A 21,671-nucleotide genomic window follows, 5' to 3' on the forward strand; every position below is an offset into this window, starting at 1 on the left:
TCGCGCCTGTTGCGTTGCAATGAGGATCGTTGCGATGCGGCGGCCACGGCGTGGAGCCCTCGCTCTACACGCGGCGCCGCATTTCAGAAGCGGCGCATCAGCGTCAGAAGCAGCGCACTTCGGCCTCGGCCTGCGCCCGGCGGAGCTCCTTGGCGGTGTCCTGCGCCATCGGCGTGTTGCGGAACATGTTCCCGATGGCGCCCAGCGCCAGGTTCATGCTCGCGACCGTCTGCGCCGCCTCGTATTTCTCATAAGGCAACAGAGACGCGATCACGTCGATGGAGCACGAGCAGCGCTGCAGCGCCTCATGCGATTCGCCGTTCGTCTTCATGCACACGAAGACGTAGTCGGCGCGCGCTTCGGTGGGATAGTCGTTGAGCGTCGCAGGCGCGGCGAAGGCCGGCGCGCCTGCGGAAAGGCACAGGGCGGCGCCGGCGAGGGCGCGCGCGAGTTTTTCGAAGCTTCGCATCAAAATGTTCGCTGTTGGCGCGCGCGGCTCCGCCGCCGCGCGGCGGGATGGGAACGAGAGCTCCGCGCCGCCGAGGCCCTGGCCTGAGAGGATCGCGGCCGGCGCCGGACCGCCCGGAAGATAGCTCGTCGCGAGCGCCGTGGCCAGCGCCGCAAGGCGCGCGAGGGCCACGGCGACGCGGCGCGTTCCGACGCGCGCGGCGCGTCAGGCTGCGGTGGCGGCGTAGGCCGGCGTTTCGTCGGCGAAGGCGGCGAGCCACGCGACCAGCGCCGGATGGCTCTCGCGCCAGGCGCCGAAGCGCAGGTCGAGATAGCCGAGCGCGGCGGAAAGGCCCATGTCGACGAGCGTGCGGGCGCCCGCCGGCGGCGCCGCTTCAAAGACCGCGAGCGCGCGCGCGGCCTTGCCGGCCTGGCGCGCGATCCAGCCGTCGTCCTGCTTGCCGGGCGCCTTCGCGCGCGCCTCGTAGATCTGCGCGAGGCTCGCGTCCATCAGCCCGTCGGCGAGCGCGGCGCGGGTCAGCGCGCGAAACCGCGCGCCCGGCTCGCGCGGGATCAGTCCCGCCCCGCCGCGCGAGGCCGCGAGATGGTCGAGATATTCGACGATGACGCGGCTGTCGTAATAGCTCGTCCCATCCTCGAGAATGAGCGTCGGAATCTTGCCGAGCGGATTGACGTCGTAGAGCCCGCTCAACGGATCGTTGGTGTCGGTGCGGACGATCTCGATTTCATCGTCGAGGCCGAGGAAGGCGGCGGCGAGTTGGACCTTGCGTCCAAAGGGCGAGGCGGGCGAGGTGCGAAGCTGCATCATGGGGTCGGGCGTCTCCGGAAGCGTTCGGCGCGAGCTTTAAGCCCGCGCGCCGGCGCTGGCGAGAGCCTCGCCGTCAGCGCGCCGGACAGGCGTAGATCGCGACGACGCGCGAGGACAGCCGCACGGCCGGATAGCCGTCGCCGACATGCGGGACGAGGAAGGTCGCGCGCTCGCCGGGAGGGGCGATCCCGGCCGCGGTCATCGCCACCTCCTGAAGCGACATGTTCTGCGTCGAAATCTCGACGCGGCGAATCACTTTGTCGGGCAGCACGTTGTCGACCTCCCACAGAAAGGCGCCGGCGAGCCCGACGACCGAAGGACTCGCCGAGCGCACCTTGCGAAACTCTCCAGGGGAGAGGGGCGAAGGCGCGCAGGCGAGCGCCGATCCGCCGCCGGCGGCGACGAGCCTCGCGCGCGTCGCCTCCTCGCAGCGCGCGCGGCATGCGGAGAGCGCCTCTCGAATGGTCTGGTCGTCGACGTCGGGCGCGGCCATGCGCGGCTTGAGGCAGGCGGAAAAACAGGCGTCGGCGGCGTGCGCCGCGAGCGGCGCGAGGCACAGCGCGGCGGCGACGAGAACGGGACGCAGGGAAGTCATGAGCGATCCTTCGGGCGGACGTTCTTTCCCGTTTAACGGACCAGCCGGGGATTTGGTTTTGTCGCTCGCGCTCAGCGCGGCTGAACGATCCATTCGACGAGATGCGCGCCGCGCCCTCGCCCGAGGACGCGGGCGAGTTCGGGCAGGATCGCCTGCGCCTCCTCGAAAAGGCCGAAGGGCGGATTGACGAGGATGAGCGCCGTGCGCGCGAGCGGCGCGTCCGGCGCGGGCGGGGCGACCTCGAGGTCGAGCCGCAGCGCGCCGCGCCCGGCGTGCGGCGCCGTCGCCTCGCCGAGCCCCCGCGCGAAATCCTGCGCGGCGCGCGGGTCCTTGACCGGCAGCCAGAGCATGAAGACGCCGGTCGGCCATTTGCGCACGGCCGCGGGAAGCGCCCGGGAGAGCCTTGCGAACTCCTCGCGGTCCTCGAACGGCGGGTCGATCAGCACGAGGCCGCGCCGCTCCGGCGGCGGCGTGAACGCCTTCAGGCCGAGATAGCCGTCGAGCTCGACGGGCCTCGCGCGGGAGTCGCCGGCGAGCGCCGCCTTCAGCCGCGCGAAGGCGTCGGGGTGAAGCTCGCAGGCGACGAGCCGGTCCTGCGGGCGCAGCAGCGCGGCGGCGATCCGCGGCGAGCCGGGATAGCGCGCCTCGCCCAGCGGCCCCGCGACGATTTCGAGATAGGGTTTTACGAGCGCGCGCGCGACGGGCTCCATGGCATCGCGTGTGAGCGCCCCGTCGAGAAGCTTTCCGACGCCGGCGCGCCATTCCTGCGTCTTTTCCGCCCGTTCGCCCGCGAGGTCGTAAACGCCGGCGCCGGCGTGGGTGTCGATAAAGCGCAGCGGAGCGTCCTTGCGCGCGAGCAGCAGCAGCGCGCGCACGAGGACGACGTGCTTCAAAACGTCGGCGAAATTGCCGGCGTGGAAGTCATGCGCGTAATTCACGCCTCAAAGCGGCCCCGGCGCGAGGATCGCGTCCGGCGGGCAGGCCGGGCGCGCGACTTCCGGACAGGCGCGGAAATCGCGCAGATCCTTCGTCAGGCAGATGCGCATCTCGGCGAGCGCGCTGCGCCGGCAGGCGATTCCCATCATGCCCGGCCGAAGCCGCGGATTGGCGGCGAGGAAGGCGCGCTCGATGTCGAGGCGGGCCCAGCTCTGGTCGCCCTGCGGCGAGGCGAAGGCCGGCGGAATCGTCACGAGGGCGCGCGCGCGCCGCACGTCGGCGAAATAATCGGTCGGGCTTTTCCCCGAGCAGACGCCATGCGCGCGCCATTCGTGCCGCGCGAGGCCCTCGCTCGGATAGACGCCGGCCGCCTGCGCCAGCGCGATGCGCGAGGGCGTCGGGGCGCCGAACCGGCAATACTGCGGATAGCCGCGCTCATATTGCGGCCACAGCCCGTGGGTGACGAAGCCGAGGCCCGCGCCCGGCGCGCATTGATCCTGCGCGCGTTCGCCGGCCGGCGTGCGGCAGAAGCTCGGCGACCATGACAGGGCGAGGACGTAGAAGTCGAAGTCGCCGGCGACGCCGCTCGCCCCGCGCGGGCCGCGCCGCGCGGTGAACGTCTGATCGGGGGAGGCCGGCGCGGGAAGCGGGACGGCGCCGCCGGCGTCAGGCGCGGAGGAATTCGGCGCGGCGTCCGGCGCCTCGCCGGCGCATTCGTCGAGGACGCAATCGTCGGCGTCCTGCGCGCGCGGCGCCGGCGTATGGAGCGGCAGGAGAACGGCGGCGAGGGCCAGCGCCCGGAGCAAGCGCATCAAGGCCTAAGGCTGCGCCATCTTGCAGTTCGGCGCCCGGGCGTCGAGGCGGTCGAGGCCGGAGACGCACCAGTCGACGCCGTAGCCAAAGCCGAGCACGCCCATCGACTTGACGATGGAGAAGGACACCTCGCGTTTCTTGCCGTCGTTCATGGTGACGCGGGCGAGGCAGTAGCGGCGCGGGATATAGTCGAGGCCGTTGGTGCGGAAGCCGATCTCGCGCACCTCGTCGAACACGGCGATGTCGAGCCCGGTGCGCCAGAACTCGCGCTCGCGGTCGCGGAAGGCGGTGCGGATTTCGCCGAGCGGACCCGGATCGGCGCAGGCCGGCATGTCGGAGTCGAACGGCTCGTAGCGCCATTCGGACGGGGTGAGCGGGCGCGCCGAGGCGCCGGCCGCGGCCGCGCACAGGGCGGCGAGCGCCGCGGCCATGGTCTTTGCGAGTCTGCTCATGCGCTCCGCCCGAACGAACCGCCCTCGCGCGAGGGCGCATGGGCGCGGCGACGATGCGGCGCTCCGCCCGGCGCGTCAAGGCCGCGCGCGGCCTCGCCTCCTCGCCGGGCGCCGCTTTCGCCGCCCCTGTTGCCGCCTAGCCGCGGTTGTAGACGTCCTCGATGCGGACGATGTCGTCCTCGCCGAGGTAGGAGCCTGTCTGCACCTCGATCAGCTCGAGGTCGATGCGCCCGGGATTGCTCATGCGATGGGTGCAGCCGATCGGCAGGTAGATCGATTCGTTCTCATGCACGAAGACGACCTCGTCGTCGCGCGTGACCTCGGCCGTGCCGCGCACGACGATCCAGTGCTCGGCGCGATGGAAATGCTTCTGCAGCGACAGGCGCTGGCCGGGCTTCACCACGATGCGCTTGACCTGATAGCGCGCGCCATTGTCGACCGACTGGTAATAGCCCCACGGCCGGTAGCTGCGCTTGTGCTCCAGCGCCTCCTTGCGGCCCATGTCCTTGAGCTTGTCGACGAGCTGCTTGACCTTGTCGCCGTGGTCCTTGTTGAGGACGAGGACGGCGTCCTGCGTCGTCACCACGATCACGTCGTCGACGCCGACGACCGCCGTCAGGAAGCCGTCAGACCGGATATGGACGTTCGAGGCGTTCATGACGACGCCGTCGCCGCGCGTCGAATTGCCGGAGGCGTCGCGGTCGGACAGCTCCCACACCGCGCCCCAGTTGCCGACGTCGGACCAGCCGATGTCGGCGGGGGCCACCGCCGCCCTGTCGGTGCGCTCCATGACGGCGTAGTCGATCGAGATCTTCGGGGCGGCGCTGAACGACTCCTTGTCGAGGACGAGGAAGTTCAGGTCCTTCTTGGCGCGCGCCACGGCGTTGGCGGCGGCGTCGGCGATCGCCGGCTGATGCTTCTGCAGCTCGGCCTGCATCGTGTCGGCGCGGAAGAAGAAGTTGCCGGAGTTCCAGAGATAGCCTTCCTCGACGTAGCGCTGCGCGGTCGCCGCGTCCGGCTTCTCGACGAAGCCCTCGACCTTGAGCACGGCGCCGTCGGCGGCGACCGGCGCGCCCGTCCTGATGTAGCCGTAGCCGGTCGCCGGCCCGGTCGGCTTGATCCCCAGGGTGACGATGAAGCCGTCGGCGGCCGCCTTCGCCGCCGTCTTGCAGAGTTCGACGAAGCCCGGCCTGTCCTTGATGACATGGTCGGCGGCGAGCAGCGCGACGACCGTGTCGGGGCCGATCTCGGCGGCGATCTCGGCGGCCACGGCCACCGCCGGCGCGGAGTCGCGGCGCACCGGCTCGAGGATGATGCGCGCCTCGCGGCCGATCTCGGCGAGCTGCTCGGCGACGAGGAAGCGGTAGTCGTGGTTGGAGATGACGACCGGCGTCTCGAACACGTCGTCCTTCAGGGCCTCCGCCGCCATCTGGAAGGTCGAGCGGGCGCCGACGAGCGAAATGAACTGCTTCGGCAGGCTTTCGCGCGATTCCGGCCAGACCCGCGTCCCCGAGCCGCCGCACATGATGACCGGAAGGATTTTCGCCATTTCGTCTTTCCCTGACGGCAAATTGACTAAAGCTCGAAGGGCGCGACGCGCGCGGCCCGGCCGCGGGCGCCCCTTCGCGCGGCGCCACTATACAGGTCAAGTCGCCGCCTGTCTTCTTTCGCATTGCAGCAACGGCGGGCGCGGACCGGCGGGGTGGCGGCGCGCCGCCCCGCGCGCTATCGCTTCGCCATGGGCAAGCCTGATTTCCGCATGGAGCGCGGCCTGATCCGGCGCGGCGTCTTTCCCGTCGCCGGCGTCGACGAGGCGGGCCGCGGCCCGCTCGCCGGCCCGGTCGCGGCGGCCGCCGTGATCCTCGATCCCAAGAGCCTGCCGCGCGGGCTCGACGACTCCAAGCGCCTCACGCGCGAGGCGCGCGAGGCGCTCTACGACGACATCCTCGCGCGCGCGCTCGCCGTCGCGGTCGGCTTCGCCAGCGCCGCCGAGATCGACCGCGTCAACATCAGGCAGGCGACGTTTCTGGCCATGCGCCGGGCGCTCGAAGCGCTCGCCGCGCCGCCGCGCCACGCGCTCGTCGACGGGAACGACCTCGCCCCGCGCCTGCCCTGCCCGGGCGAGGCGATCGTGCGCGGCGACGGCCTCATCGCCTCGATCGCCGCCGCCTCGATCGTCGCCAAGGTCACGCGCGACCGGCTGATGAGCCGGCTGTGCGCCCACTATCCCGTCTACGGCTTCAGCCGGCACGCCGGCTATCCGACCGTCGAGCATCTCGCGGCGATCGGCGCGCACGGCCCCTGCCCCTACCACCGCCTGAGTTTTCGGCCGTTTCGACCGGACGGCGGCGCGACCTGAGCCGTCTTTACCCCGCGCTTACTTCTCCACAGATAAAAATCCGCGTCGGCAGATCGTCGGATTTTACTCATGTCCCGAGCACTCGCGGGCGCCCCCCGGCGCCCGAACGCCAGTTTGCGCCCCGAGCGCGCCCAGCCCTCGGCGCATGACGCGCCGCCGCTCGACGAGATCATCGTCGGCGACTGCCTCGACGCGCTCGGCCGACTGCCGGACGCCTGCGTCGACGCCGTGTTCGCCGACCCGCCCTACAATCTGCAGCTCGCCTCGACCCTGTCGCGGCCCGACCAGAGCCTCGTCGACGCGGTCGACGACGACTGGGACAAGTTCGACAGCTTCTCCCATTATGACGAATTCACCCGCGCCTGGCTCAAAGCCGTGCGAAGGGTGATGAAGCCGCACGCCACGCTGTTCGTGATCGGCTCCTACCACAACATTTTTCGCGTTGGCGCCGCGCTCCAAGATGAAGGATACTGGATTCTCAACGACATCGTCTGGCGCAAGGCCAATCCGATGCCGAATTTCCGCGGCCGCCGCTTCACCAACGCCCATGAGACGCTGATCTGGGCGGCGCGCGACGCCGGCGCGAAGAACTACCGCTTCAACTACGAGCTCCTGAAAGCCGGCAACGAGGACGTGCAGCCGCGCTCCGACTGGCTGATCCCGATCTGCTCGGGCGCCGAGCGGCTGAAGGACGAAGACGGGCGCAAGGCGCATCCGACGCAAAAGCCCGAAGCGCTGCTGACGCGCGCGCTGCTCGCCGCGACGGCGCCCGGCGACGTCGTGCTCGACCCGTTCTTCGGCACCGGCACGACGGGAGCGGCGGCGCGCCGCCTCGGGCGGCGCTTCATCGGCGTCGAGCGCGAGGAGGTTTACGCGCGGGCCGCGCGGGCGCGGATCGCCGCCGTCGAGCCGCTGCCCGAGGCCGCCGTCGCCGCCCCGCCCGGCCGGCGCGATGAGCCGCGCGTCCCCTTTTCCGCGCTGATCGAGGCCGGACTGATCGCGCCCGGCGCCGTGCTGAGCGACGAGAAGCGCCGCCATGCGGCGGTCGTGCGCGCCGACGGGGCGATCGCGCTCGGCGACATCGTCGGCTCGATCCACAAGATCGGCGCGCTGGCGCAGGGCCTGCCGGCGTGCAACGGCTGGACCTATTGGGGGCTTTGCGGCGAGAACGGCGCATGGAGCGCCGTCGACGCCTTGCGCGGCCGGGCGCGGGCGCGGATGAGGGAGGCCGAAGCCTAAACCTTCTTCAGCGTGTAGCGCACCGTCTGCAGGCGGATGAAGCCGTCCTTGAACAGGAAGGTGTCGACGCCGTCCTCGACCTGGTTCTCCTTCGACTTCGCCGTCCATTCGAGGAACAGCGCGTCGCCGTCGTAAATCTGGCTCGGCAGCGCCCATTTGGCGGCGGGCAGCTCGGAGAGAAGCTGGGCGAACGCCTCGCGCACGCCCGCCTTGCCGCGCTTGACGCCGGTCGGCGAGATGAACACGGCGTCCTCGGCGTAGTCGGAGACGACGCCCTCGAGGTCGCCGGCGACGAGCGTCTCGGCGTGATGCTTGAAGATTTCCTTCGGCGTGCGCGTCATCGGCGATCTCCTCCCGATCTGTTTCGCCGCTTGTGCCGCAAGAGCGCCGGCGCGGCAAGGGACGTCGCCAGGGCGGCTCACTCGAACTCGACGGCGAGGCCGAGCCGGTCGAACTCCGCCTCGATCGCCCGCATGATCGCCTGCAGCTCGTCGACGGAGATTTCGACGGACTCATGCGGCGGGCCCCAGTTCAGAAGCTCGTCCATGTCGACGAGGAAGTCGGCCGGGTCCTGCACGTTGGGCGGCTGCGGCGCCGAGACGATGACGAGGCGCCGCTCGCCCCATGCGACCCGCACCGCGCCTTCCGTCAAGGCGACCTTCGGCCCGCCGCGACGACCGCCTGCGCTCATGGCGTCCTCTCCTGCCCCCCGCCCGGACACGCCCCCCGCGCCGCCGCGATCGCCTTGCGCATGACGCTCGGCAGCGCCTCGCCCTCGAGCCCGGGAGGCGCCCAGCGGCAGCCCGGCGGGGCGGCGCGCCCTTGCTCCGCCTGCCCGGCGTAGAGCGACAGCCGCAGCGCGAAATGGGTGAAGACATGCTCGATCTCGACGCCAAGCCGGGCGAAGCGCGTCTCGAGCGGAGCGTAGGCCAGCGCGCCGGCCTCGTCAAAATCGACGCTCCAGGGCGAGCCGGGAATCTCGCTCATGCCGCCGAGCAGCCCCTTCGGCGGGCGCTCGCGCAGCAGCACCGCGCCGTCGGGCCGCGTCACGTAGAAGGCCGCGCCGCGCCTCAGCTTGCGTTCGGGCTTCGGGCTCTTGAACGGATAGCGCGCCGGATCGCCCTCGCCGCGCGCGGCGCAGAACGCGGCGAGCGGGCAGATCGCGCAGGCCGGACGACGGGGCGCGCAGACCGTGGCGCCGAGGTCCATGAGCGCCTGCGCGTAGTCGCCCGGCCGCTCGGCCGGCGTCGCCGCGTCAGCGAGCCGGCGCAGTTTCGCGCGGGCGCCGGGCAAGGGCTCGCGCAGCGCGAAGACGCGCGCCAGCACACGCTCGACATTGCCGTCGACGACGACGGCGCGGCGGCCGAAGGCGATCGCCGCGACCGCGGCGGCCGTGTAGGGCCCAAGGCCCGGCAGGGCGCGCAGTTCCGCCTCCTCCTGCGGGAAGGCGCCGGCGCGCTCGCGCGCGAGGAGGCGCGCGCAGGCGATCAGGTTGCGCGCCCGCGAATAATAGCCAAGGCCGGCCCAGGCGGCGAGGATCTCCTGGTCCGGCGCGGCGGCGAGCGCGGCGACGTCCGGCCAGCGCGCCATGAATTTCTCGAAGTAAGGCCCGACCGCCGCCGCCGTCGTCTGCTGCAGCATGATCTCGGAGAGCCAGACGGCGTAAGGGTCGGCGCGCTCGCCTTCGCGCGCCCGCCAGGGCAGGCCGCGGCGGGAGCGGTCCCACCAGCGCAGCAGCGCCGGAGCGAGCGCCCGCGCCGCCCCATCCCCCGCGCCCGCGTCACACATAGGCCTCCTTTAGCCGCTCTCATGAGCGCGGCAAAGCTGAGCCGCGAACGTCGAGGAGGCCCTCCATGAACGGACACGGCGACCCGCGCGCGCCCCGCCCCGGCGGCGGCGCCACGCCCTATCTCATCGTCTCCGGCGCCGCCGCCGCGATCGACTTCTACATGCGCGCCCTCGGCGCGCGCGAGCGGATGCGGCTCGAGCATGACGGGCGCGTCGGCCACGCCGAGCTCGACGTCGAGGGCGGCGGGATCATGCTCGCCGACGAGTTCCCCGAGCGTCAGGCCCTGTCGCCGCGCTCGATCGGCGGGACGCCGGTGATGATCCACATCTACGTGCGCGACGTCGACGCCCTCGCCGTCCGCGCCAGGGCGGAAGGGATGAAGGAGCTGCGCGCCGTCGAGACGCAGTTCTACGGCGACCGCGGCGGCCTGTTCGAGGATCCGTTCGGCCATCGCTGGTGGATCGCGACCCATGTCGAGGACGTCGCGCCCGACGAGATCCGCCGTCGCGCGGCGGCGCTGCACGGGCTCGCCCCGTAGGGTCTCGGCCGCGCTTGCCGGACGACGAGAAGCCGCTACAATTTTTTCATGCGCGAAAAAATCCAGCCCAGGAGCCCGGCCGGGAGGCCCGCCAAAACCTCCGCCGGCGCCGCGCGCGCGCCGTTCCGGGGCGCGCGGCCGATCGCCGACCTCATCGCCGGCGCGATGGACAAGACGCTCGCCCGGCGCGGCTTCGGCGAGGGGCGCGTGCTGCTCTATTGGGACGAGATCGCCGGCGAGCGCGTCGCCGCGCGCGCGCAGCCGATCAGCCTCAACTGGCCGCCGCGCGCGAGGGCCGGCGCCGCCGCGGCGCTCATCCTGCGCGTCGAACGTGGCTTCGCGCTGGAGCTCCAGCATCTGTCGGGCGTCGTGATCGAGCGCGTCAACGCGCATCTGGGCTGGCGCTGCGTCGACCGGCTCGTCCTGAAGCAGGGGCCGCTCGAGCCGCGCCGCGCCGCGCCGGCGCGCCCGCCCGCGCCCCCGCAAGAAAATGTGACGCGCGCGGCGGCGGCGGCGGCGGCGATCGAGGACGAAGCGCTGCGCGACGCCTTGACGCGCCTGGGCGCCCATGTGTTAACCCGCGGACGGCCGAACCGCGCGCCAGGGGCCGAAGAGGCGACGCCGCACTGCAGGAACCAACGTCATGAAGACTGAGAAGATTTCGTTCAGCCGCCGCGTCCTCCTCGGCGCGGCCGGCGCGGCGCTCGCCGTCTTCGCCGGCCTTGGGGCCGCCGCGCCGGCGCGGGCGCAGAACGCGGTCGTTCCCGTCGAGCAGCTGATGGCGCCCCCCGCCCTGCCCGACGTCTGGCTCGGCCCCGCCGACGCGCCGGTCACCATCGTCGAATACGCCTCGATGACCTGCTCGCACTGCGCCGCATTCCACGCGACGACCTTCCCCGCCCTCAAGAGCAAATATGTCGATACGGGCAAGGCGCGCTTCGTGCTGCGCGAGTTCCCGCTCGATCCGCTGGCGACCGCGGCCTTCATGCTGGCGCGCTGCTCGGGCGACGACAAGCGCAACGCCGTCGTCGACCTGCTGTTCTCGCAGCAGAAGAACTGGGCCTTCACCGACAAGCCGGTCGAGGCGCTGGCGACGCTGCTCAAGCAGACCGGCATGGGCCAGGAGGCGTTCGAGGCCTGCCTCAAGAACCAGGACCTCTACAACAACGTCAACAAGGTGCGCGACCAGGCCTCGAAGGACTTCGGCGTGAGCGCGACGCCGACCTTCTTCTTCAACGGCAAGAAGCAGAGCGGCGAGCTTTCGCCCGAAGCGCTCGACAAGCTGATGGAGCCGCTGCTCTCCAAGGGCTGATCTCCAAGGGCTGAGCGCGCGCGAAGCCGCCTGAACCTGAACGGCCGCCCGCGGAGGCGGCCTTTTTCAGAACATGTCGAGGGCGACGCGCGCCTCGTCGGACATGCGCGACTGGTCCCACGGGGGATCGAACACCACGTCGACCGACGCGCCGAGCGCGCCGCCGACGGCGCCGATCGCGCTCTCGACCTGCTGGGCGAGCTCGCCGGCGACGGGACAGCCCGGCGCCGTCAGCGTCATCGCCACCTTGAAGAATTTGTCGGCGTCGATCTCGACCCTGTAGATGAGGCCGAGCTCGTAGATGTCGCAGGGAATTTCGGGATCGAACACGGTCTTGAAGGCGGCGACCGAATCGTCCATGAGGCGCGCCCGCTCCGGCTGCGGAATGGAGCCGTCGAATATCCACTGCGGCGCGTTCGGCTGCCGCTCCTCCACTTCAATGTCCATCGGCGCTGCGGCCATCAGTCGGCTCCAAGCTTGACGACGCCGGTTCAAGGCCGGCGACGCTTCATCGATGCGGATCCAGCGTCAGGATCGAAATCTCGCGTTCCGATTACGACAGATCGGCGGCGCCCGGAACCCACGCCGCCCGAACATGCGCAAATCCCGCCGCGGCGCGCTCCTCAGGCGAACAGCCGCTCGGCCTTGAGCAGCGCCTCGACGAGCTTGTCCACCTCCTCGAAGGTGTTGTAGAGCCCGAACGAGGCGCGGCAGGTCGAGGTCACGCCGAAGCGCGTCATCAGCGGCTGCGCGCAATGGGTGCCGGCCCTGACCGCGACGCCCGACGCGTCGAGGATGGTCGAGACGTCATGGGCGTGGGCGCCCTTCATCTCGAAGGAGATGATCGCCCCCTTGCCGGCGGCGCGGCCGATTATGCGCAGCGACTTCACCTCGGCGAGGCGCTCGTGCGCGTAGTCCGACAGCGCGCTCTCATGCGCGTGGATGCGCTCGCGTCCCAGCGCGCGCATGTAGTCGAGCGCGGAGCCGAGCCCGACCGCCTGGATGATCGGCGGCGTGCCCGCCTCGAACCGGTGCGGCGGGACGTTGTAGGTCACATGATCCTGCGTGACGTCCTTGATCATCTCGCCGCCGCCGAGGAAAGGCGGCAGCTCCTCGAGCCATCGCGACTTGCCGTAGAGCGCGCCGATCCCGGTCGGCCCGTACAGCTTGTGGCCGGTGGCGACGTAGAAGTCGGGGTCGAGCGCCTGGACGTCGACCGGCAGATGCACGGCCCCCTGCGAGCCGTCGACCAGAACCGGAATTCCGCGCCCGTGGGCGATGCGCACGACGTCGGCGATCGGCGTCACCGTGCCGAGCACGTTGGACATGTGGGTGATCGCGACGATCCTGGTCTTCGGCGACAGCGCCGCCTCGAAGCGCTCGAGCGAGAAGCCGCCGTCGTCGTCGACGTCGACCCATTTCAGCGCGGCGCCCTTGCGCTCGCGCAGAAAATGCCAGGGAATGATGTTGGCGTGATGCTCCATCACGGTGAGGACGATCTCGTCGCCTTTTTCGATGAAGGCCTCGCCGAAGGAGGCGGCGACGAGGTTGATCGCCTCGGTCGCCGATTTGGTGAAGACGATGTCGTCGACGCTCGGCGCGTTGAGGAAGCTGCGCACGCTTTCGCGCGCGGCTTCGAAGGCGTCGGTCGCGGCGTTGGCGAGGTGATGCAGGCCGCGATGGACGTTGGCGTATTCATGGTAGGTCGCCGCCACCATGCGCTCGACGACCTGCTTCGGCTTCTGCGCCGAGGCGCCATTGTCGAGATAGACGAGCGGCTTGCCGTGGACGAGGGTGGAGAGGATCGGGAAATCCTCGCGCACCGCCATCACGTCGTAGGGCGCCGGCGCCGCGATATGCTTGTTCATGGCGAGCCCTCCACGTGGCGCGAGCCGAGCCAGGCGGAAATCTTTGCGCGCAACGAGGCGGCGAGCGCCTCGTCCTCGATCTCGTCGACGAGGTCGGCGGCGAAGGCCTCGAGCAGCAGGGCCTCCGCCTGCGCGGCGGGGATCCCGCGCGCCTGCAGGTAGAACAGCTGGTCCGCGTCGAGGCCGCCGCAGGTCGCGCCATGGCCGCAGGCGACGTCGTCGGCGAAGATCTCGAGCTCGGGCTTGTCGTTCATGACCGCGGCGTCGGACAGCAGCAGGGCCTTGGAGAGCATCCGCCCGTCGGTCTTCTGCGCGATCCGGTCGACGGTGATCTTGCCCTGGAAGACGCCGACCGCCTCGCCGTCGAGGATGTGCTTGAAGGTCTGCCGCCCGACGCAGCCCGGCGCGGCGTGCTGCGCGAACAGCGTCGTGTCGGCGTGCTCGCGCCCGCGCAGCAGGCTGACGCCAGAGAGCGAAGCCTCGCCGTCGGCGCCCTCGAAGCGCATGAAGATCTGCCGGCGCAGCACGCCGGCGTCGCCGACGAGGGCGAAGCTCGAGACTTTCGTCTTCGCGCCGAGGCGCAGGACCAGGCTCTCGACGCGCAGGCTCGCGGGGCCCATGTCGACGAGCGTCGAGACGAGGCCGCAGGAGGCTTCGTCGCCCACCTCGACGATCAGCGCGCCGTTGGCCTGCCCCTTCGGCTCGAAGCCGGCGAGGCTCTCCTCGACGAGGCTGACGGCGGCGCCCGCGCCGACGACGAGCGCCGAGCGCGCGTAGACGGCCGTCCCGTCCGAGGTGAAGGCGCTGACGATCCGCAGCGGCGCCGCGATCCTGGCGCCGGGCGCGACCTCGACGACGACGCCGTCCTGCGTCAGGGCGGCGTTGAGGGCGAGCATCGAATCCGTCCCGCCGAAGCCCTGCGCGCCGAGGACGGCGAGAATGGCCTCCTCGCCGCCGGCGAGCGCCTCAGCCAGCGAACGGACCCTGACGCCTTCGGGAAGCGGATCGCAGAGCTGCGGCGCGAACACGCCGTCGACGAGCACGAGGCGCTGCGCCGGGGCGGCCTTCGCGAGCCCGGCCCTGACCGCGTCGAGCGCCTGCGCCGACGGCTCCGGCGCGAGCGGCAGAGCCTGCCGCATCAGCGCGCGCAGGTCGGTGTAGTGCCAGGCCTCGACGCGGCGATGCGGCAGGCCCGCCTCGTCGAAGGCGGCGAAGGCGGCCTCGCGCAGGCGGCGCGCCGCGCCGGCGGGAGCGCGCGCGAGCGAAGCGCCGAAGGCCTCGGCGAGGGCCGTCTCGGCGGCGGTGCGCAGGGACGCGGTCTTTTGAACGTTCATGACCCCTCCCGCCTCACGCCGCGGCGCCGGCGACATAGTCGCGATAGCCGCTCTTCTCGAGCTCGATGGCGAGCTCGGGGCCGCCGGTGCGGGCGATCTTGCCGCCGGCCATCACATGCACCGTGTCGGGCGTGATGTATTCGAGCACGCGCTGATAATGGGTGATGACGAGGAAGCTGCGCTCAGGTGAGCGCAGCGCGTTGACGCCGGCCGCGACGACGCGCAGCGCGTCGATGTCGAGCCCCGAGTCGGTCTCGTCGAGGATGGCGAAGCGCGGCTCCAGCAGCGCCATCTGCAGGATGTCCATGCGCTTCTTCTCGCCGCCCGAGAAGCCGACGTTCAGGGCGCGCCGGAGCATGTCCTGCCTGATCTCGAGCCGGTCGGCGGCGCTTCTGACGCGCTTCATGAACTCGGGCGTCGACAGCTCCTCCTCGCCGCGCTGCTTGCGCTGCGCGTTGAGCGCCGCCTTGAGGAAGGTCATGGTGGCGACGCCGGGGATCTCGATCGGATACTGGAAGGCGAGGAACACGCCCCGCGCCGCGCGCACGTCCGGGTCGAGGTCGAGGAGGCTCTCGCCGTCGAGCAGGATGTCGCCCGACTCGACGACGTAATCCGGGCGTCCGGCGATGACGTAGGAGAGCGTCGACTTGCCGGTGCCGTTGGGGCCCATTATGGCGGCGACCTCGCCGTCCTTCACGGTCAGGTCGAGGCCGTCGAGGATGCGGCGGTCGCCGACGCAGACGGTGAGGTTCTTGATCTCCAGCATGGGGGGTCGATCCTTGGATTGGCGGAGAAGGCGGCGCCCGGTCCGCGCCGCCGGCGCCGGCTGCGCCGGCCTCTGATTGCGTATTCCGATTGAGACGTTCGGGCCGGCCGCCCGACGTCAGCCGACGCTGCCCTCGAGCGAGATGGCGATCAGCTTCTGCGCCTCGACGGCGAACTCCATCGGCAGCTGCTGCAGCACGTCGCGCACGAAGCCGTTGACGATCAGCGCCGTCGCCTCCTCGGCCGAAAGGCCGCGCTGCATGCAGTAGAACAGCTGGTCCTCGGAAATCTTCGAGGTCGTCGCCTCGTGCTCGAACTGCGTCGAGGAATTGCGCGCCTCGATGTAGGGCACGGTGTGCGCGCCGCACGCGTCGCCGATCAGCAGCGAGTCGCAGTTGGTGAAGTTGCGCGCCCCGGTCGCCTTGCGGTGCGAGGAGACCTGGCCGCGGTAGGTGTTCTGCGAGCGGCCCGCCGAGATGCCCTTGGAGATGATCCGGCTCGTCGTGTTCCTGCCGAGATGGATCATCTTGGTTCCGCTATCGACCTGCTGATAGCCGTTCGAGATGGCGATCGAATAGAACTCGCCGCGCGAATCGTCGCCGCGCAGGATGCAGGAGGGATATTTCCAGGTGATCGCCGAGCCCGTCTCGACCTGCGTCCAGGAGATCTTCGAGCGGTCGCCGCGGCAGTCGCCGCGCTTGGTGACGAAATTGTAGATGCCGCCCTTGCCCTCGGCGTCGCCCGGATACCAGTTCTGCACGGTCGAGTATTTGATCTCGGCGTCGTCATGGGCGATCAGCTCGACGACGGCGGCGTGCAGCTGGTTCTCGTCGCGCTTGGGCGCCGTGCAGCCCTCGAGATAGGAGACGTAGGAGCCCTTGTCGGCGATGATCAGCGTGCGCTCGAACTGGCCGGTGTTCTGCTCGTTGATGCGGAAATAGGTCGAGAGCTCCATCGGGCAGCGCACGCCCGGCGGCACGTAGACGAAGGAGCCGTCGGAGAAGACGGCGCTGTTCAGCGTCGCGAAGTAATTGTCGCTCGTCGGCACGACGGAGCCGAGATATTTGCGCACCAGCTCGGGATGGGTCTGGACGGCCTCCGAGATCGGGCAGAACACGACGCCCGCCTTGGCCAGCTCCTCCTTGAAGGTGGTGACGACGGAGACGGAGTCGAACACGGCGTCGACGGCGACGCGGCGCTCGGGGTTCTCGACGCCGGCGAGGATCTCCCGCTCGCGCAGCGGGATGCCGAGCTTCTCATAGACCCGCAGGAGCTCGGGATCGACCTCCTCAAGCGACTTCGGCCCGGCGGCCTTCTTCGGCGCCGAGTAATAATAGAGGTCCTGATAGTCGATTTTCGGGAAATCGACGCGGGCCCAGGTCGGCTCCTCCATGGAGAGCCAGCGGCGGTAGGCTGAAAGGCGCCACTGCGTCAGCCAGTCCGGCTCGCCCTTCTTGGCCGAAATGAAGCGGACGATGTCCTCGTTCAGGCCTTTGGGAGCCTTTTCAGACTCGATGTCGGAAAAGAAGCCGTATTTATACTCGCTGACGTCGATCGACTTCACCCGATCGACGGTCTCCTGGACAGCCGCCATTTTCAACTCCTCACCCTGTCGGTTTCAAGGACCGCCGGTTCAGGACTTCACTATAGACCGAAGCGCCGCGCCCGTCTTCAACAAGCGGACGCCTGTTTCGACGCCTGCCGCGACGCCCTCGCCCGCAACGCCGCGGCCGCGTCGTCGAGCGCCGAAAGGAAGCGGGCGCAGTCGGCCTGCGTCGAGCTCCAGCCGAGGCTGACCCTCAGCGCCCCGCCCGCGAGCTCGGGAGAGACGCCCATCGCCGCCAGCACATGCGACGGCTTCGTCTTGCCGGCGGCGCAGGCCGAGCCCGCCGAAACCGCGACGCCCTCGACGTCGAGCCTGATGAGCAGAAGCTGCGCCTCCATCCCCGGCAGGGCGAAAGCGAGGGTGTTGGGCAGCCGCGCCGCCTCCCGCCCGAAGATCGCCGCCTGCGGATCGCGCCGCAGGATTTCCGCCTCGAGCCCGTCGCGCAGCGCCGCGAGCCGGATGCTCTCCTCTTCGCGCGCGCCTTCCGCCTCGGCGAGCGCCGCCGCCATGCCGCAGACGGCGGCGACGTTCTGCGTGCCGGCCCGCGCGCCGCGCTCCTGCCCGCCGCCGCGAATCATCACATCCCCGATATGGGAAGCCTCCTCGCGAAAGCAAAGCGCCGCCGCGCCGACCGGCCCTCCGAATTTATGGCCCGAGACGACCAGCGCGTCGGCCTCGAGGCCCGCGAAGGAGACGGGGATCTTGCCGGCGCCCTGGACGGCGTCGCAGACGAGGGCGCCGCCGGCCTGATGGACGAGCGCCGCGGCCGCGGCGACCGGCTGGACCGCGCCAGTCTCGTTGTTCGCCGCCTGCAGCGCGAGGAGCGGGCGCGCGCCCTGGAGCCCGGCGAGCGCCGCCGCGAGCGCGTCGAGGTCGAGCGCGCCCGAGGGCATCAGCGCCACGGTTTTCGCCCGTTCGGGCGCGAAGCGGTGGCCGGCGAGGACGGCGGGATGCTCGCCGGCGCCCGTCAGCAGCACGTCGAAGCCGCGTCCGCCGATTTCGAGCGTCGGCGTCAGGACGAGGTTGAGCGCCTCCGTCCCGCCCGACGTGAGGACGACGCCCGCGGCCGGCCCGCCCAGCGCGCCCGCGACCTGCGCGCGCGCGTCCTCCAGGAGGGCCCGCACGGCGCGCCCCTCCGCATGCGCCGAGGAGGCGTTGCCGGGCTGATCGAACGCCCGCAGCATGGCCGCCCGCGCGACGGCGCGCAGCGGCGTCGTGGCGTTGTGGTCGAGATAGGCGCGCGCCGTCACGACCCGTCCCTGCGCGTCATGCGAAAAACCTTGCTTTTCAAGACCGCCCCCATGCTAGAAAGGCCGCCCGCACGGGGCACGCGCCGCCGGCTGCGGAAACTTCGCAAGGTTATCCGCGGCTTGCGATCCGCGCGACGAGAATTTCGTCCTCCGCGGCGGCTGGCGCGCGCGAGCCGCGCCGCCACATAAGCGTCATAGCCATTCACGGAGACACCATGCCCGAGGTCATGTTCAACGGCCCGGCCGGCCGCATCGAAGGCCGCTTCCATCCGTCGAGCGTCCGCGGCGCGCCGATCGCGATCATCCTTCATCCGCATCCGCAATTCGGCGGCACGATGAACAACCAGATCGTGTACAATCTCTATTACGCCTTCGCCGAGCGTGGGTTCGCGGTGCTGCGCTTCAATTTCCGCGGGGTCGGGCGCAGCCAGGGCGGCTTCGACCACGGCCAGGGCGAATTGTCGGACGCCGCCGCCGCGCTCGACTGGGCGCAGTCGGTCAACCCGGAGGCGCGCGCCTGCTGGATCGCTGGCATCTCGTTCGGCTCGTGGATCGGCATGCAGCTTCTGATGCGCCGCCCCGAGATCGAGGGCTTCGTCTCGATCGCCCCGCCGGCGAACCGCTTCGATTTCTCCTTTCTCGCGCCCTGCCCCTCCTCGGGCCTGTTCGTGCACGGCGACCAGGACCGCGTCGCGCCGCTGAAGGAGGTGACGACGCTGATCGAGAAGCTGAAGACCCAGAAGGGGATTCAGATCGAGCACGCGGTGATCCCGGGCGCCAACCATTTCTTCGAGAATTGCGTCGAGCCGCTGATCGAGGAGGTCGGCCTCTATCTCGACCGCCGGCTCGGCAATCCGCCCCGCCTGCCGACGCCGACCCGCGTCGACCAGGCGGAGAAGCGCTGAGCCGCGTCAGTCGTCCGCTACGGGGACCGGCGTGTTGAAGGTGTTCAGCGTGACCGAGACGAGGCAATAGAGGCCGACGAGATAGGACAGCTCCGCCGCGCCATGGGCGCCGAAGGCCTCGACCGCCGCCTTGTAGAGAAGCTGCGGCAGAACCGCGCCGTTGACGAGGGCGTAGGCGACATCATAGGCGACCGCCTCCTGCCGCGTCAGGTCGGACGGGCGAAGGCCTGCGACGATCGTCTCGATCTTCTCGTCGGAAAGGCCGCGCAGCTCGCCGACGAGCACATGGGCGTAGAGCTCGTAGGCGGACTTGAAATGCGCGCCGGTGACGAGAATCGCCACTTCGCGCACGTTCTTCGGCAGCGAGGGATTGCTGGCGAGCGCCTTGACGAGCTCCCAGCTCGCCTTGCCGAAGACGGGCTCGTGCAGCCAGGGATTCCACGGACCCATCAAGGCGCCGTCCTCGCGCACCGCGACGAAGCCCTTGAAATTGGCCGCGATCCCCTCGCTCATGTCATTGTAGAGCGCGCGCTGCTCCGGCGAAAGCTCGGACGGCGGGATGAGCGGAAGCCGCATGTCTTAACTCCTCTTTATAGAAAGGGCCGGGTTCACGCGGCGCGCGGCGTCGCCACGACGCCGCCGGCGAGCGGCGCGGCGACGCCGGTGGTGCCCGGAAAGCTGATCGGCAGATCCTTGAGGCGGCGCGCCGCGAGATAGGCGAAGGCCTGCGCCTCCATCGCGTCGATCGACCAGCCGAACTCGCTCGCCGGCGAGACCGCGCAGGGCATGCGGCGCTCGAGCTCGCGCATGATCGCCAGATTGCGCGCCCCGCCGCCGCATACGATCGCCGCGAAAGCCGGCCCGGGCGTCAGCTCCAGCGCGCGCGCGATCGCGCTGGCGGTGAAGGCGGCGAGCGTCGCCGCGGCGTCCTGCGTCGACAGCCCTGCGACGGGCGCGGCCGAGATCGAGCCGCGGTCGAGCGACTTCGGCGGCGGCGCGGCGAAGAAAGGATCGGCGAGCAGCGCCGCCAGCGCCTCCTCGTCGACGTCGCCGCTCATCGCGACGAGGCCGTCGCGGTCCATCGGCAGGCCCGCGCGGGCGAGCATCAGATCGTCGATGAGGGCGTTGCCCGGCCCTGCGTCGCAGGCGATCGGCGCCGCGCCCGGCGCGCACCAGGTGACGTTGGCGACGCCGCCGATGTTGACGACGAGCGCGGGCCTGGCGAAGCCCGCCGCGCGGCACAGCGCGCTGTGGAAGATCGGCACGAGCGGCGCGCCCTGCCCGCCGGCGGCGACGTCGGCGGCGCGGAAGTCATAGACGACGGGGAGCCCTGTCGCGTCGGCGAGCGCCTGGCCGTCGCCGAGCTGCACGGTGAGCCGCTTGTCCGGGCGGTGCAGGACGGTCTGGCCGTGGAAGCCGACGACGTCGACGTCCGCGGCGGCCAGCCTGCGCCGGTCCATGAAGCGCCTGACCGCCTCCGCGTGGCGCGCCGTGACCATCGCCTCCGCGTCGGCGAGCGCGGGCGCGCGCGCCCGCCTGTCGTCGAGGCCGACGGCCTGCGCGAGCGCCGCGCGCAGCAGCGCGCGCTCGGCCGGGACGTAAGGGTGGAAGGCGACGTCGCCGAGGCGGATCTGACCTTCCCCGTCCGTCTCGATCATGGCGACGTCGACGCCGTCCATCGAGGTGCCGCTCATCAGCCCTATGGCGCGCAGCAAGGTCATTCGCGTCGGTCTCCGTCTTCGCCGGGCGCGTCGCGCCGCCGCGCATGTTCGACGCCGGCCGCGGTCAAGGCAAGCCGGATTGTGCAGCCGCACACCTCTTCGTCCCGGCGCCTCGCGCAGGATGGCGCCATTCATCTGCGGCGGGAGAAGGGCCATGGGCGACGAACAGCAGCTGCGCGTGAAAATCGTCGGCGTCCTGAACAGCCGCGCCTGCCTCGACATCCGCTTCGTCGCCGCCGGCGTGTCGATCATGGGCTATCATTACGGCTATGTCTGCGACCTCGTCGCGCAAGGGTGCGTCGACGTGCGCTTCGGCGTCGTCGACCCTTCGTCGGGCGCCGAATATGACGACGGCGCCGACGTGCTGCGCTTCAGGCGGCGCGACCTCGGCTTTTACGCCACGCTCGAGGGGCGCGCGCAGATCGTGCATGAATGCACGCATGCGATCATCGACGTGGTGCGCAAGGGCCAGAGCGTGCGCCGCGCCGACAATGAGGCGATCGCCTGGATCGCCCAGACCGTGTTCACGCTGAAATCCGGGGGGCGGCTCTCCGCGGCGAACCCCGACCTGCCGCAGGTCAAGGACTTCGTCGATTCGCTCACCGCCGTCGCCGAGCGGATCATCGCTTCGGGCGATCCCGCGCCGGGCGTGCCGCCCGAGGCGATGAGCTTCATCGGCGGCATGTTGAGCACGGCCGACGCCGCCCGCGCCAGACGGCGCGGCCTCGCGCCCCCGGTCGCCGACGTGATGAGCGGAATCCCCTGGCCCAAGCCGGGCCGCGCGCTCTAGGGCGAATCCACATTCAACGCAGCCATAGATCGATTGCGGCGAGGTGGATGAATGCGAGATAGAGGTTGGCGCGTCGATCGTAGCGTGTCGCGAACCTGCGGAAGTGCTTGAGCTTGTTGAAGC

25 protein-coding genes and 1 pseudogene are annotated in these 21,671 nt (G+C 70.7%); 7 read left to right on the forward strand and 19 right to left on the reverse strand.

The window, feature by feature from the left end:
* Positions 1–103 precede the first annotated feature (103 nt).
* The 7 genes from ACE3OG_RS13815 to ACE3OG_RS13845 all read right to left on the reverse strand — a co-directional run bounded on the left by ACE3OG_RS13815 (position 104) and on the right by ACE3OG_RS13845 (position 5,621).
* The gene (locus ACE3OG_RS13815; RefSeq protein ID WP_374309662.1) at positions 104–469 is read right to left on the reverse strand and encodes a hypothetical protein; all 366 of its coding nucleotides are present in this window, start codon (positions 467–469) and stop codon (positions 104–106) included.
* A gap of 204 nt (positions 470–673) precedes the next feature.
* Complete coding sequence (locus ACE3OG_RS13820; protein ID WP_374309616.1) at positions 674–1,276, reverse strand: glutathione S-transferase family protein; 603 nt, start codon at positions 1,274–1,276, stop codon at positions 674–676.
* Positions 1,277–1,349: 73 nt separating this feature from the next.
* Positions 1,350–1,871, reverse strand: coding sequence for a hypothetical protein (locus ACE3OG_RS13825; RefSeq protein ID WP_374309618.1), 522 nt, complete (start codon positions 1,869–1,871; stop codon positions 1,350–1,352).
* Positions 1,872–1,942: 71 nt separating this feature from the next.
* Entirely contained in the window at positions 1,943–2,809 is an 867-nt protein-coding gene (locus ACE3OG_RS13830; RefSeq protein ID WP_374309620.1) for a 23S rRNA (adenine(2030)-N(6))-methyltransferase RlmJ, read from the reverse strand.
* A 3-nt stretch (positions 2,810–2,812) separates the two neighbouring features.
* Positions 2,813–3,619, reverse strand: a complete 807-nt coding sequence (locus ACE3OG_RS13835) for a ribonuclease T (protein ID WP_374309664.1) — start codon at positions 3,617–3,619, stop codon at positions 2,813–2,815.
* A 6-nt stretch (positions 3,620–3,625) separates the two neighbouring features.
* Entirely contained in the window at positions 3,626–4,072 is a 447-nt protein-coding gene (locus ACE3OG_RS13840) for a hypothetical protein (protein ID WP_374309622.1), read from the reverse strand.
* 136 nt (positions 4,073–4,208) lie between these two features.
* Positions 4,209–5,621, reverse strand: coding sequence for a mannose-1-phosphate guanylyltransferase/mannose-6-phosphate isomerase (locus ACE3OG_RS13845; protein WP_374309624.1), 1,413 nt, complete (start codon positions 5,619–5,621; stop codon positions 4,209–4,211).
* Between the two features lie 189 nt (positions 5,622–5,810).
* Here ACE3OG_RS13845 and ACE3OG_RS13850 point away from each other — a divergent pair, with 189 nt between their 5' ends.
* Entirely contained in the window at positions 5,811–6,431 is a 621-nt protein-coding gene (locus tag ACE3OG_RS13850; RefSeq protein ID WP_374309666.1) for a ribonuclease HII, read from the forward strand.
* Positions 6,432–6,500: 69 nt separating this feature from the next.
* Complete coding sequence (locus ACE3OG_RS13855; protein WP_374309626.1) at positions 6,501–7,670, forward strand: site-specific DNA-methyltransferase; 1,170 nt, start codon at positions 6,501–6,503, stop codon at positions 7,668–7,670.
* On the opposite strand, the gene ACE3OG_RS13860 is transcribed toward ACE3OG_RS13855, so the two are convergent.
* The 3 genes from ACE3OG_RS13860 to mutY all read right to left on the reverse strand — a co-directional run bounded on the left by ACE3OG_RS13860 (position 7,667) and on the right by mutY (position 9,458).
* On the reverse strand, positions 7,667–8,011 hold the full coding sequence (locus ACE3OG_RS13860) for a nuclear transport factor 2 family protein (protein ID WP_374309628.1): 345 nt from the start codon (positions 8,009–8,011) through the stop codon (positions 7,667–7,669). The two genes, ACE3OG_RS13855 and ACE3OG_RS13860, sit on opposite strands and share 4 nt — an antisense overlap.
* A gap of 77 nt (positions 8,012–8,088) precedes the next feature.
* A complete protein-coding gene (locus tag ACE3OG_RS13865) occupies positions 8,089–8,361 on the reverse strand; it encodes an Imm74 family immunity protein (protein WP_374309630.1) in 273 nt (90 codons plus the stop codon).
* Positions 8,358–9,458, reverse strand: coding sequence for an A/G-specific adenine glycosylase (mutY, locus tag ACE3OG_RS13870; protein ID WP_374309632.1), 1,101 nt, complete (start codon positions 9,456–9,458; stop codon positions 8,358–8,360). The genes ACE3OG_RS13865 and mutY overlap by 4 nt, the downstream gene beginning before the upstream one ends.
* Positions 9,459–9,523: 65 nt before the next feature.
* Here mutY and ACE3OG_RS13875 point away from each other — a divergent pair, with 65 nt between their 5' ends.
* The 3 genes from ACE3OG_RS13875 to ACE3OG_RS13885 are packed head-to-tail and all read left to right on the forward strand — an operon-like array spanning position 9,524 to position 11,309.
* Positions 9,524–9,997, forward strand: a complete 474-nt coding sequence (locus tag ACE3OG_RS13875) for a VOC family protein (protein ID WP_374309634.1) — start codon at positions 9,524–9,526, stop codon at positions 9,995–9,997.
* Between the two features lie 48 nt (positions 9,998–10,045).
* Positions 10,046–10,651 (forward strand): DUF721 domain-containing protein, encoded by a 606-nt coding sequence (locus ACE3OG_RS13880; RefSeq protein WP_374309636.1) that lies wholly within the window; start codon positions 10,046–10,048, stop codon positions 10,649–10,651.
* Positions 10,641–11,309 carry a DsbA family protein gene (locus tag ACE3OG_RS13885; protein WP_374309638.1) on the forward strand — a complete coding sequence of 223 codons (669 nt, stop codon included), beginning with the start codon at positions 10,641–10,643 and terminating at the stop codon, positions 11,307–11,309. The genes ACE3OG_RS13880 and ACE3OG_RS13885 overlap by 11 nt, the downstream gene beginning before the upstream one ends.
* Before the next feature lie 66 nt (positions 11,310–11,375).
* On the opposite strand, the gene ACE3OG_RS13890 is transcribed toward ACE3OG_RS13885, so the two are convergent.
* The 6 genes from ACE3OG_RS13890 to ACE3OG_RS13915 form a co-directional block, all read right to left on the reverse strand.
* Positions 11,376–11,771: an iron-sulfur cluster assembly protein gene (locus ACE3OG_RS13890; RefSeq protein ID WP_374309640.1), complete on the reverse strand. Its 396-nt coding sequence runs from the start codon at positions 11,769–11,771 to the stop codon at positions 11,376–11,378.
* Between the two features lie 161 nt (positions 11,772–11,932).
* Positions 11,933–13,177 (reverse strand): cysteine desulfurase, encoded by a 1,245-nt coding sequence (locus ACE3OG_RS13895; RefSeq protein ID WP_374309642.1) that lies wholly within the window; start codon positions 13,175–13,177, stop codon positions 11,933–11,935.
* Entirely contained in the window at positions 13,174–14,511 is a 1,338-nt protein-coding gene (locus tag ACE3OG_RS13900) for a SufD family Fe-S cluster assembly protein (RefSeq protein ID WP_374309644.1), read from the reverse strand. The genes ACE3OG_RS13895 and ACE3OG_RS13900 overlap by 4 nt, the downstream gene beginning before the upstream one ends.
* Positions 14,512–14,524: 13 nt before the next feature.
* Positions 14,525–15,277, reverse strand: coding sequence for a Fe-S cluster assembly ATPase SufC (gene sufC, locus ACE3OG_RS13905; protein ID WP_374309646.1), 753 nt, complete (start codon positions 15,275–15,277; stop codon positions 14,525–14,527).
* Between the two features lie 117 nt (positions 15,278–15,394).
* Positions 15,395–16,870 carry a Fe-S cluster assembly protein SufB gene (gene sufB, locus ACE3OG_RS13910; RefSeq protein WP_374309648.1) on the reverse strand — a complete coding sequence of 492 codons (1,476 nt, stop codon included), beginning with the start codon at positions 16,868–16,870 and terminating at the stop codon, positions 15,395–15,397.
* A gap of 77 nt (positions 16,871–16,947) precedes the next feature.
* Positions 16,948–18,132 (reverse strand): cysteine desulfurase family protein, encoded by a 1,185-nt coding sequence (locus tag ACE3OG_RS13915; protein WP_374309650.1) that lies wholly within the window; start codon positions 18,130–18,132, stop codon positions 16,948–16,950.
* Positions 18,133–18,347: 215 nt separating this feature from the next.
* Here ACE3OG_RS13915 and ACE3OG_RS13920 point away from each other — a divergent pair, with 215 nt between their 5' ends.
* Positions 18,348–19,037 (forward strand): alpha/beta hydrolase, encoded by a 690-nt coding sequence (locus ACE3OG_RS13920; RefSeq protein ID WP_374309652.1) that lies wholly within the window; start codon positions 18,348–18,350, stop codon positions 19,035–19,037.
* 6 nt (positions 19,038–19,043) lie between these two features.
* Here ACE3OG_RS13920 and ACE3OG_RS13925 read toward each other — a convergent pair whose 3' ends face one another.
* Both ACE3OG_RS13925 and ACE3OG_RS13930 read right to left on the reverse strand, forming a co-directional pair.
* On the reverse strand, positions 19,044–19,613 hold the full coding sequence (locus tag ACE3OG_RS13925; protein WP_374309654.1) for a carboxymuconolactone decarboxylase family protein: 570 nt from the start codon (positions 19,611–19,613) through the stop codon (positions 19,044–19,046).
* A 32-nt stretch (positions 19,614–19,645) separates the two neighbouring features.
* On the reverse strand, positions 19,646–20,758 hold the full coding sequence (locus ACE3OG_RS13930; RefSeq protein WP_374309656.1) for an anhydro-N-acetylmuramic acid kinase: 1,113 nt from the start codon (positions 20,756–20,758) through the stop codon (positions 19,646–19,648).
* A gap of 154 nt (positions 20,759–20,912) precedes the next feature.
* Between ACE3OG_RS13930 and ACE3OG_RS13935 the strand changes: the two genes are divergently transcribed.
* A complete protein-coding gene (locus tag ACE3OG_RS13935) occupies positions 20,913–21,548 on the forward strand; it encodes a hypothetical protein (protein ID WP_374309658.1) in 636 nt (211 codons plus the stop codon).
* 13 nt (positions 21,549–21,561) lie between these two features.
* On the opposite strand, the pseudogene ACE3OG_RS13940 reads toward ACE3OG_RS13935, so the two are convergent.
* Positions 21,562–21,671, reverse strand: a pseudogene (locus ACE3OG_RS13940) (IS5/IS1182 family transposase); the annotation flags it as partial.

It is taken from the genome of Methylocella sp., from assembly GCF_041905455.1.
Lineage (GTDB): Bacteria > Pseudomonadota > Alphaproteobacteria > Rhizobiales > Beijerinckiaceae > Methylocapsa.

Excerpts from the sequence above, each read along its gene's own strand:
- ACE3OG_RS13815 (WP_374309662.1), bottom strand. The coding sequence starts at position 469 with ATGCGAAGCTTCGAAAAACTCGCGCGCGCCCTCGCCGGCGCCGCCCTG.
- ACE3OG_RS13820 (WP_374309616.1), bottom strand. The coding sequence starts at position 1,276 with ATGATGCAGCTTCGCACCTCGCCCGCCTCGCCCTTTGGACGCAAGGTC.
- ACE3OG_RS13825 (WP_374309618.1), bottom strand. The coding sequence starts at position 1,871 with ATGACTTCCCTGCGTCCCGTTCTCGTCGCCGCCGCGCTGTGCCTCGCG.
- ACE3OG_RS13835 (WP_374309664.1), bottom strand. The coding sequence starts at position 3,619 with ATGCGCTTGCTCCGGGCGCTGGCCCTCGCCGCCGTTCTCCTGCCGCTC.
- ACE3OG_RS13840 (WP_374309622.1), bottom strand. The coding sequence starts at position 4,072 with ATGAGCAGACTCGCAAAGACCATGGCCGCGGCGCTCGCCGCCCTGTGC.
- ACE3OG_RS13845 (WP_374309624.1), bottom strand. The coding sequence starts at position 5,621 with ATGGCGAAAATCCTTCCGGTCATCATGTGCGGCGGCTCGGGGACGCGG.
- ACE3OG_RS13850 (WP_374309666.1), top strand. The coding sequence starts at position 5,811 with ATGGGCAAGCCTGATTTCCGCATGGAGCGCGGCCTGATCCGGCGCGGC.
- ACE3OG_RS13855 (WP_374309626.1), top strand. The coding sequence starts at position 6,501 with ATGTCCCGAGCACTCGCGGGCGCCCCCCGGCGCCCGAACGCCAGTTTG.
- ACE3OG_RS13860 (WP_374309628.1), bottom strand. The coding sequence starts at position 8,011 with ATGACGCGCACGCCGAAGGAAATCTTCAAGCATCACGCCGAGACGCTC.
- ACE3OG_RS13865 (WP_374309630.1), bottom strand. The coding sequence starts at position 8,361 with ATGAGCGCAGGCGGTCGTCGCGGCGGGCCGAAGGTCGCCTTGACGGAA.
- mutY (WP_374309632.1), bottom strand. The coding sequence starts at position 9,458 with ATGTGTGACGCGGGCGCGGGGGATGGGGCGGCGCGGGCGCTCGCTCCG.
- ACE3OG_RS13875 (WP_374309634.1), top strand. The coding sequence starts at position 9,524 with ATGAACGGACACGGCGACCCGCGCGCGCCCCGCCCCGGCGGCGGCGCC.
- ACE3OG_RS13880 (WP_374309636.1), top strand. The coding sequence starts at position 10,046 with ATGCGCGAAAAAATCCAGCCCAGGAGCCCGGCCGGGAGGCCCGCCAAA.
- ACE3OG_RS13885 (WP_374309638.1), top strand. The coding sequence starts at position 10,641 with ATGAAGACTGAGAAGATTTCGTTCAGCCGCCGCGTCCTCCTCGGCGCG.
- ACE3OG_RS13890 (WP_374309640.1), bottom strand. The coding sequence starts at position 11,771 with ATGGCCGCAGCGCCGATGGACATTGAAGTGGAGGAGCGGCAGCCGAAC.
- ACE3OG_RS13895 (WP_374309642.1), bottom strand. The coding sequence starts at position 13,177 with ATGAACAAGCATATCGCGGCGCCGGCGCCCTACGACGTGATGGCGGTG.
- ACE3OG_RS13900 (WP_374309644.1), bottom strand. The coding sequence starts at position 14,511 with ATGAACGTTCAAAAGACCGCGTCCCTGCGCACCGCCGCCGAGACGGCC.
- sufC (WP_374309646.1), bottom strand. The coding sequence starts at position 15,277 with ATGCTGGAGATCAAGAACCTCACCGTCTGCGTCGGCGACCGCCGCATC.
- sufB (WP_374309648.1), bottom strand. The coding sequence starts at position 16,870 with ATGGCGGCTGTCCAGGAGACCGTCGATCGGGTGAAGTCGATCGACGTC.
- ACE3OG_RS13920 (WP_374309652.1), top strand. The coding sequence starts at position 18,348 with ATGCCCGAGGTCATGTTCAACGGCCCGGCCGGCCGCATCGAAGGCCGC.
- ACE3OG_RS13925 (WP_374309654.1), bottom strand. The coding sequence starts at position 19,613 with ATGCGGCTTCCGCTCATCCCGCCGTCCGAGCTTTCGCCGGAGCAGCGC.
- ACE3OG_RS13930 (WP_374309656.1), bottom strand. The coding sequence starts at position 20,758 with ATGACCTTGCTGCGCGCCATAGGGCTGATGAGCGGCACCTCGATGGAC.
- ACE3OG_RS13935 (WP_374309658.1), top strand. The coding sequence starts at position 20,913 with ATGGGCGACGAACAGCAGCTGCGCGTGAAAATCGTCGGCGTCCTGAAC.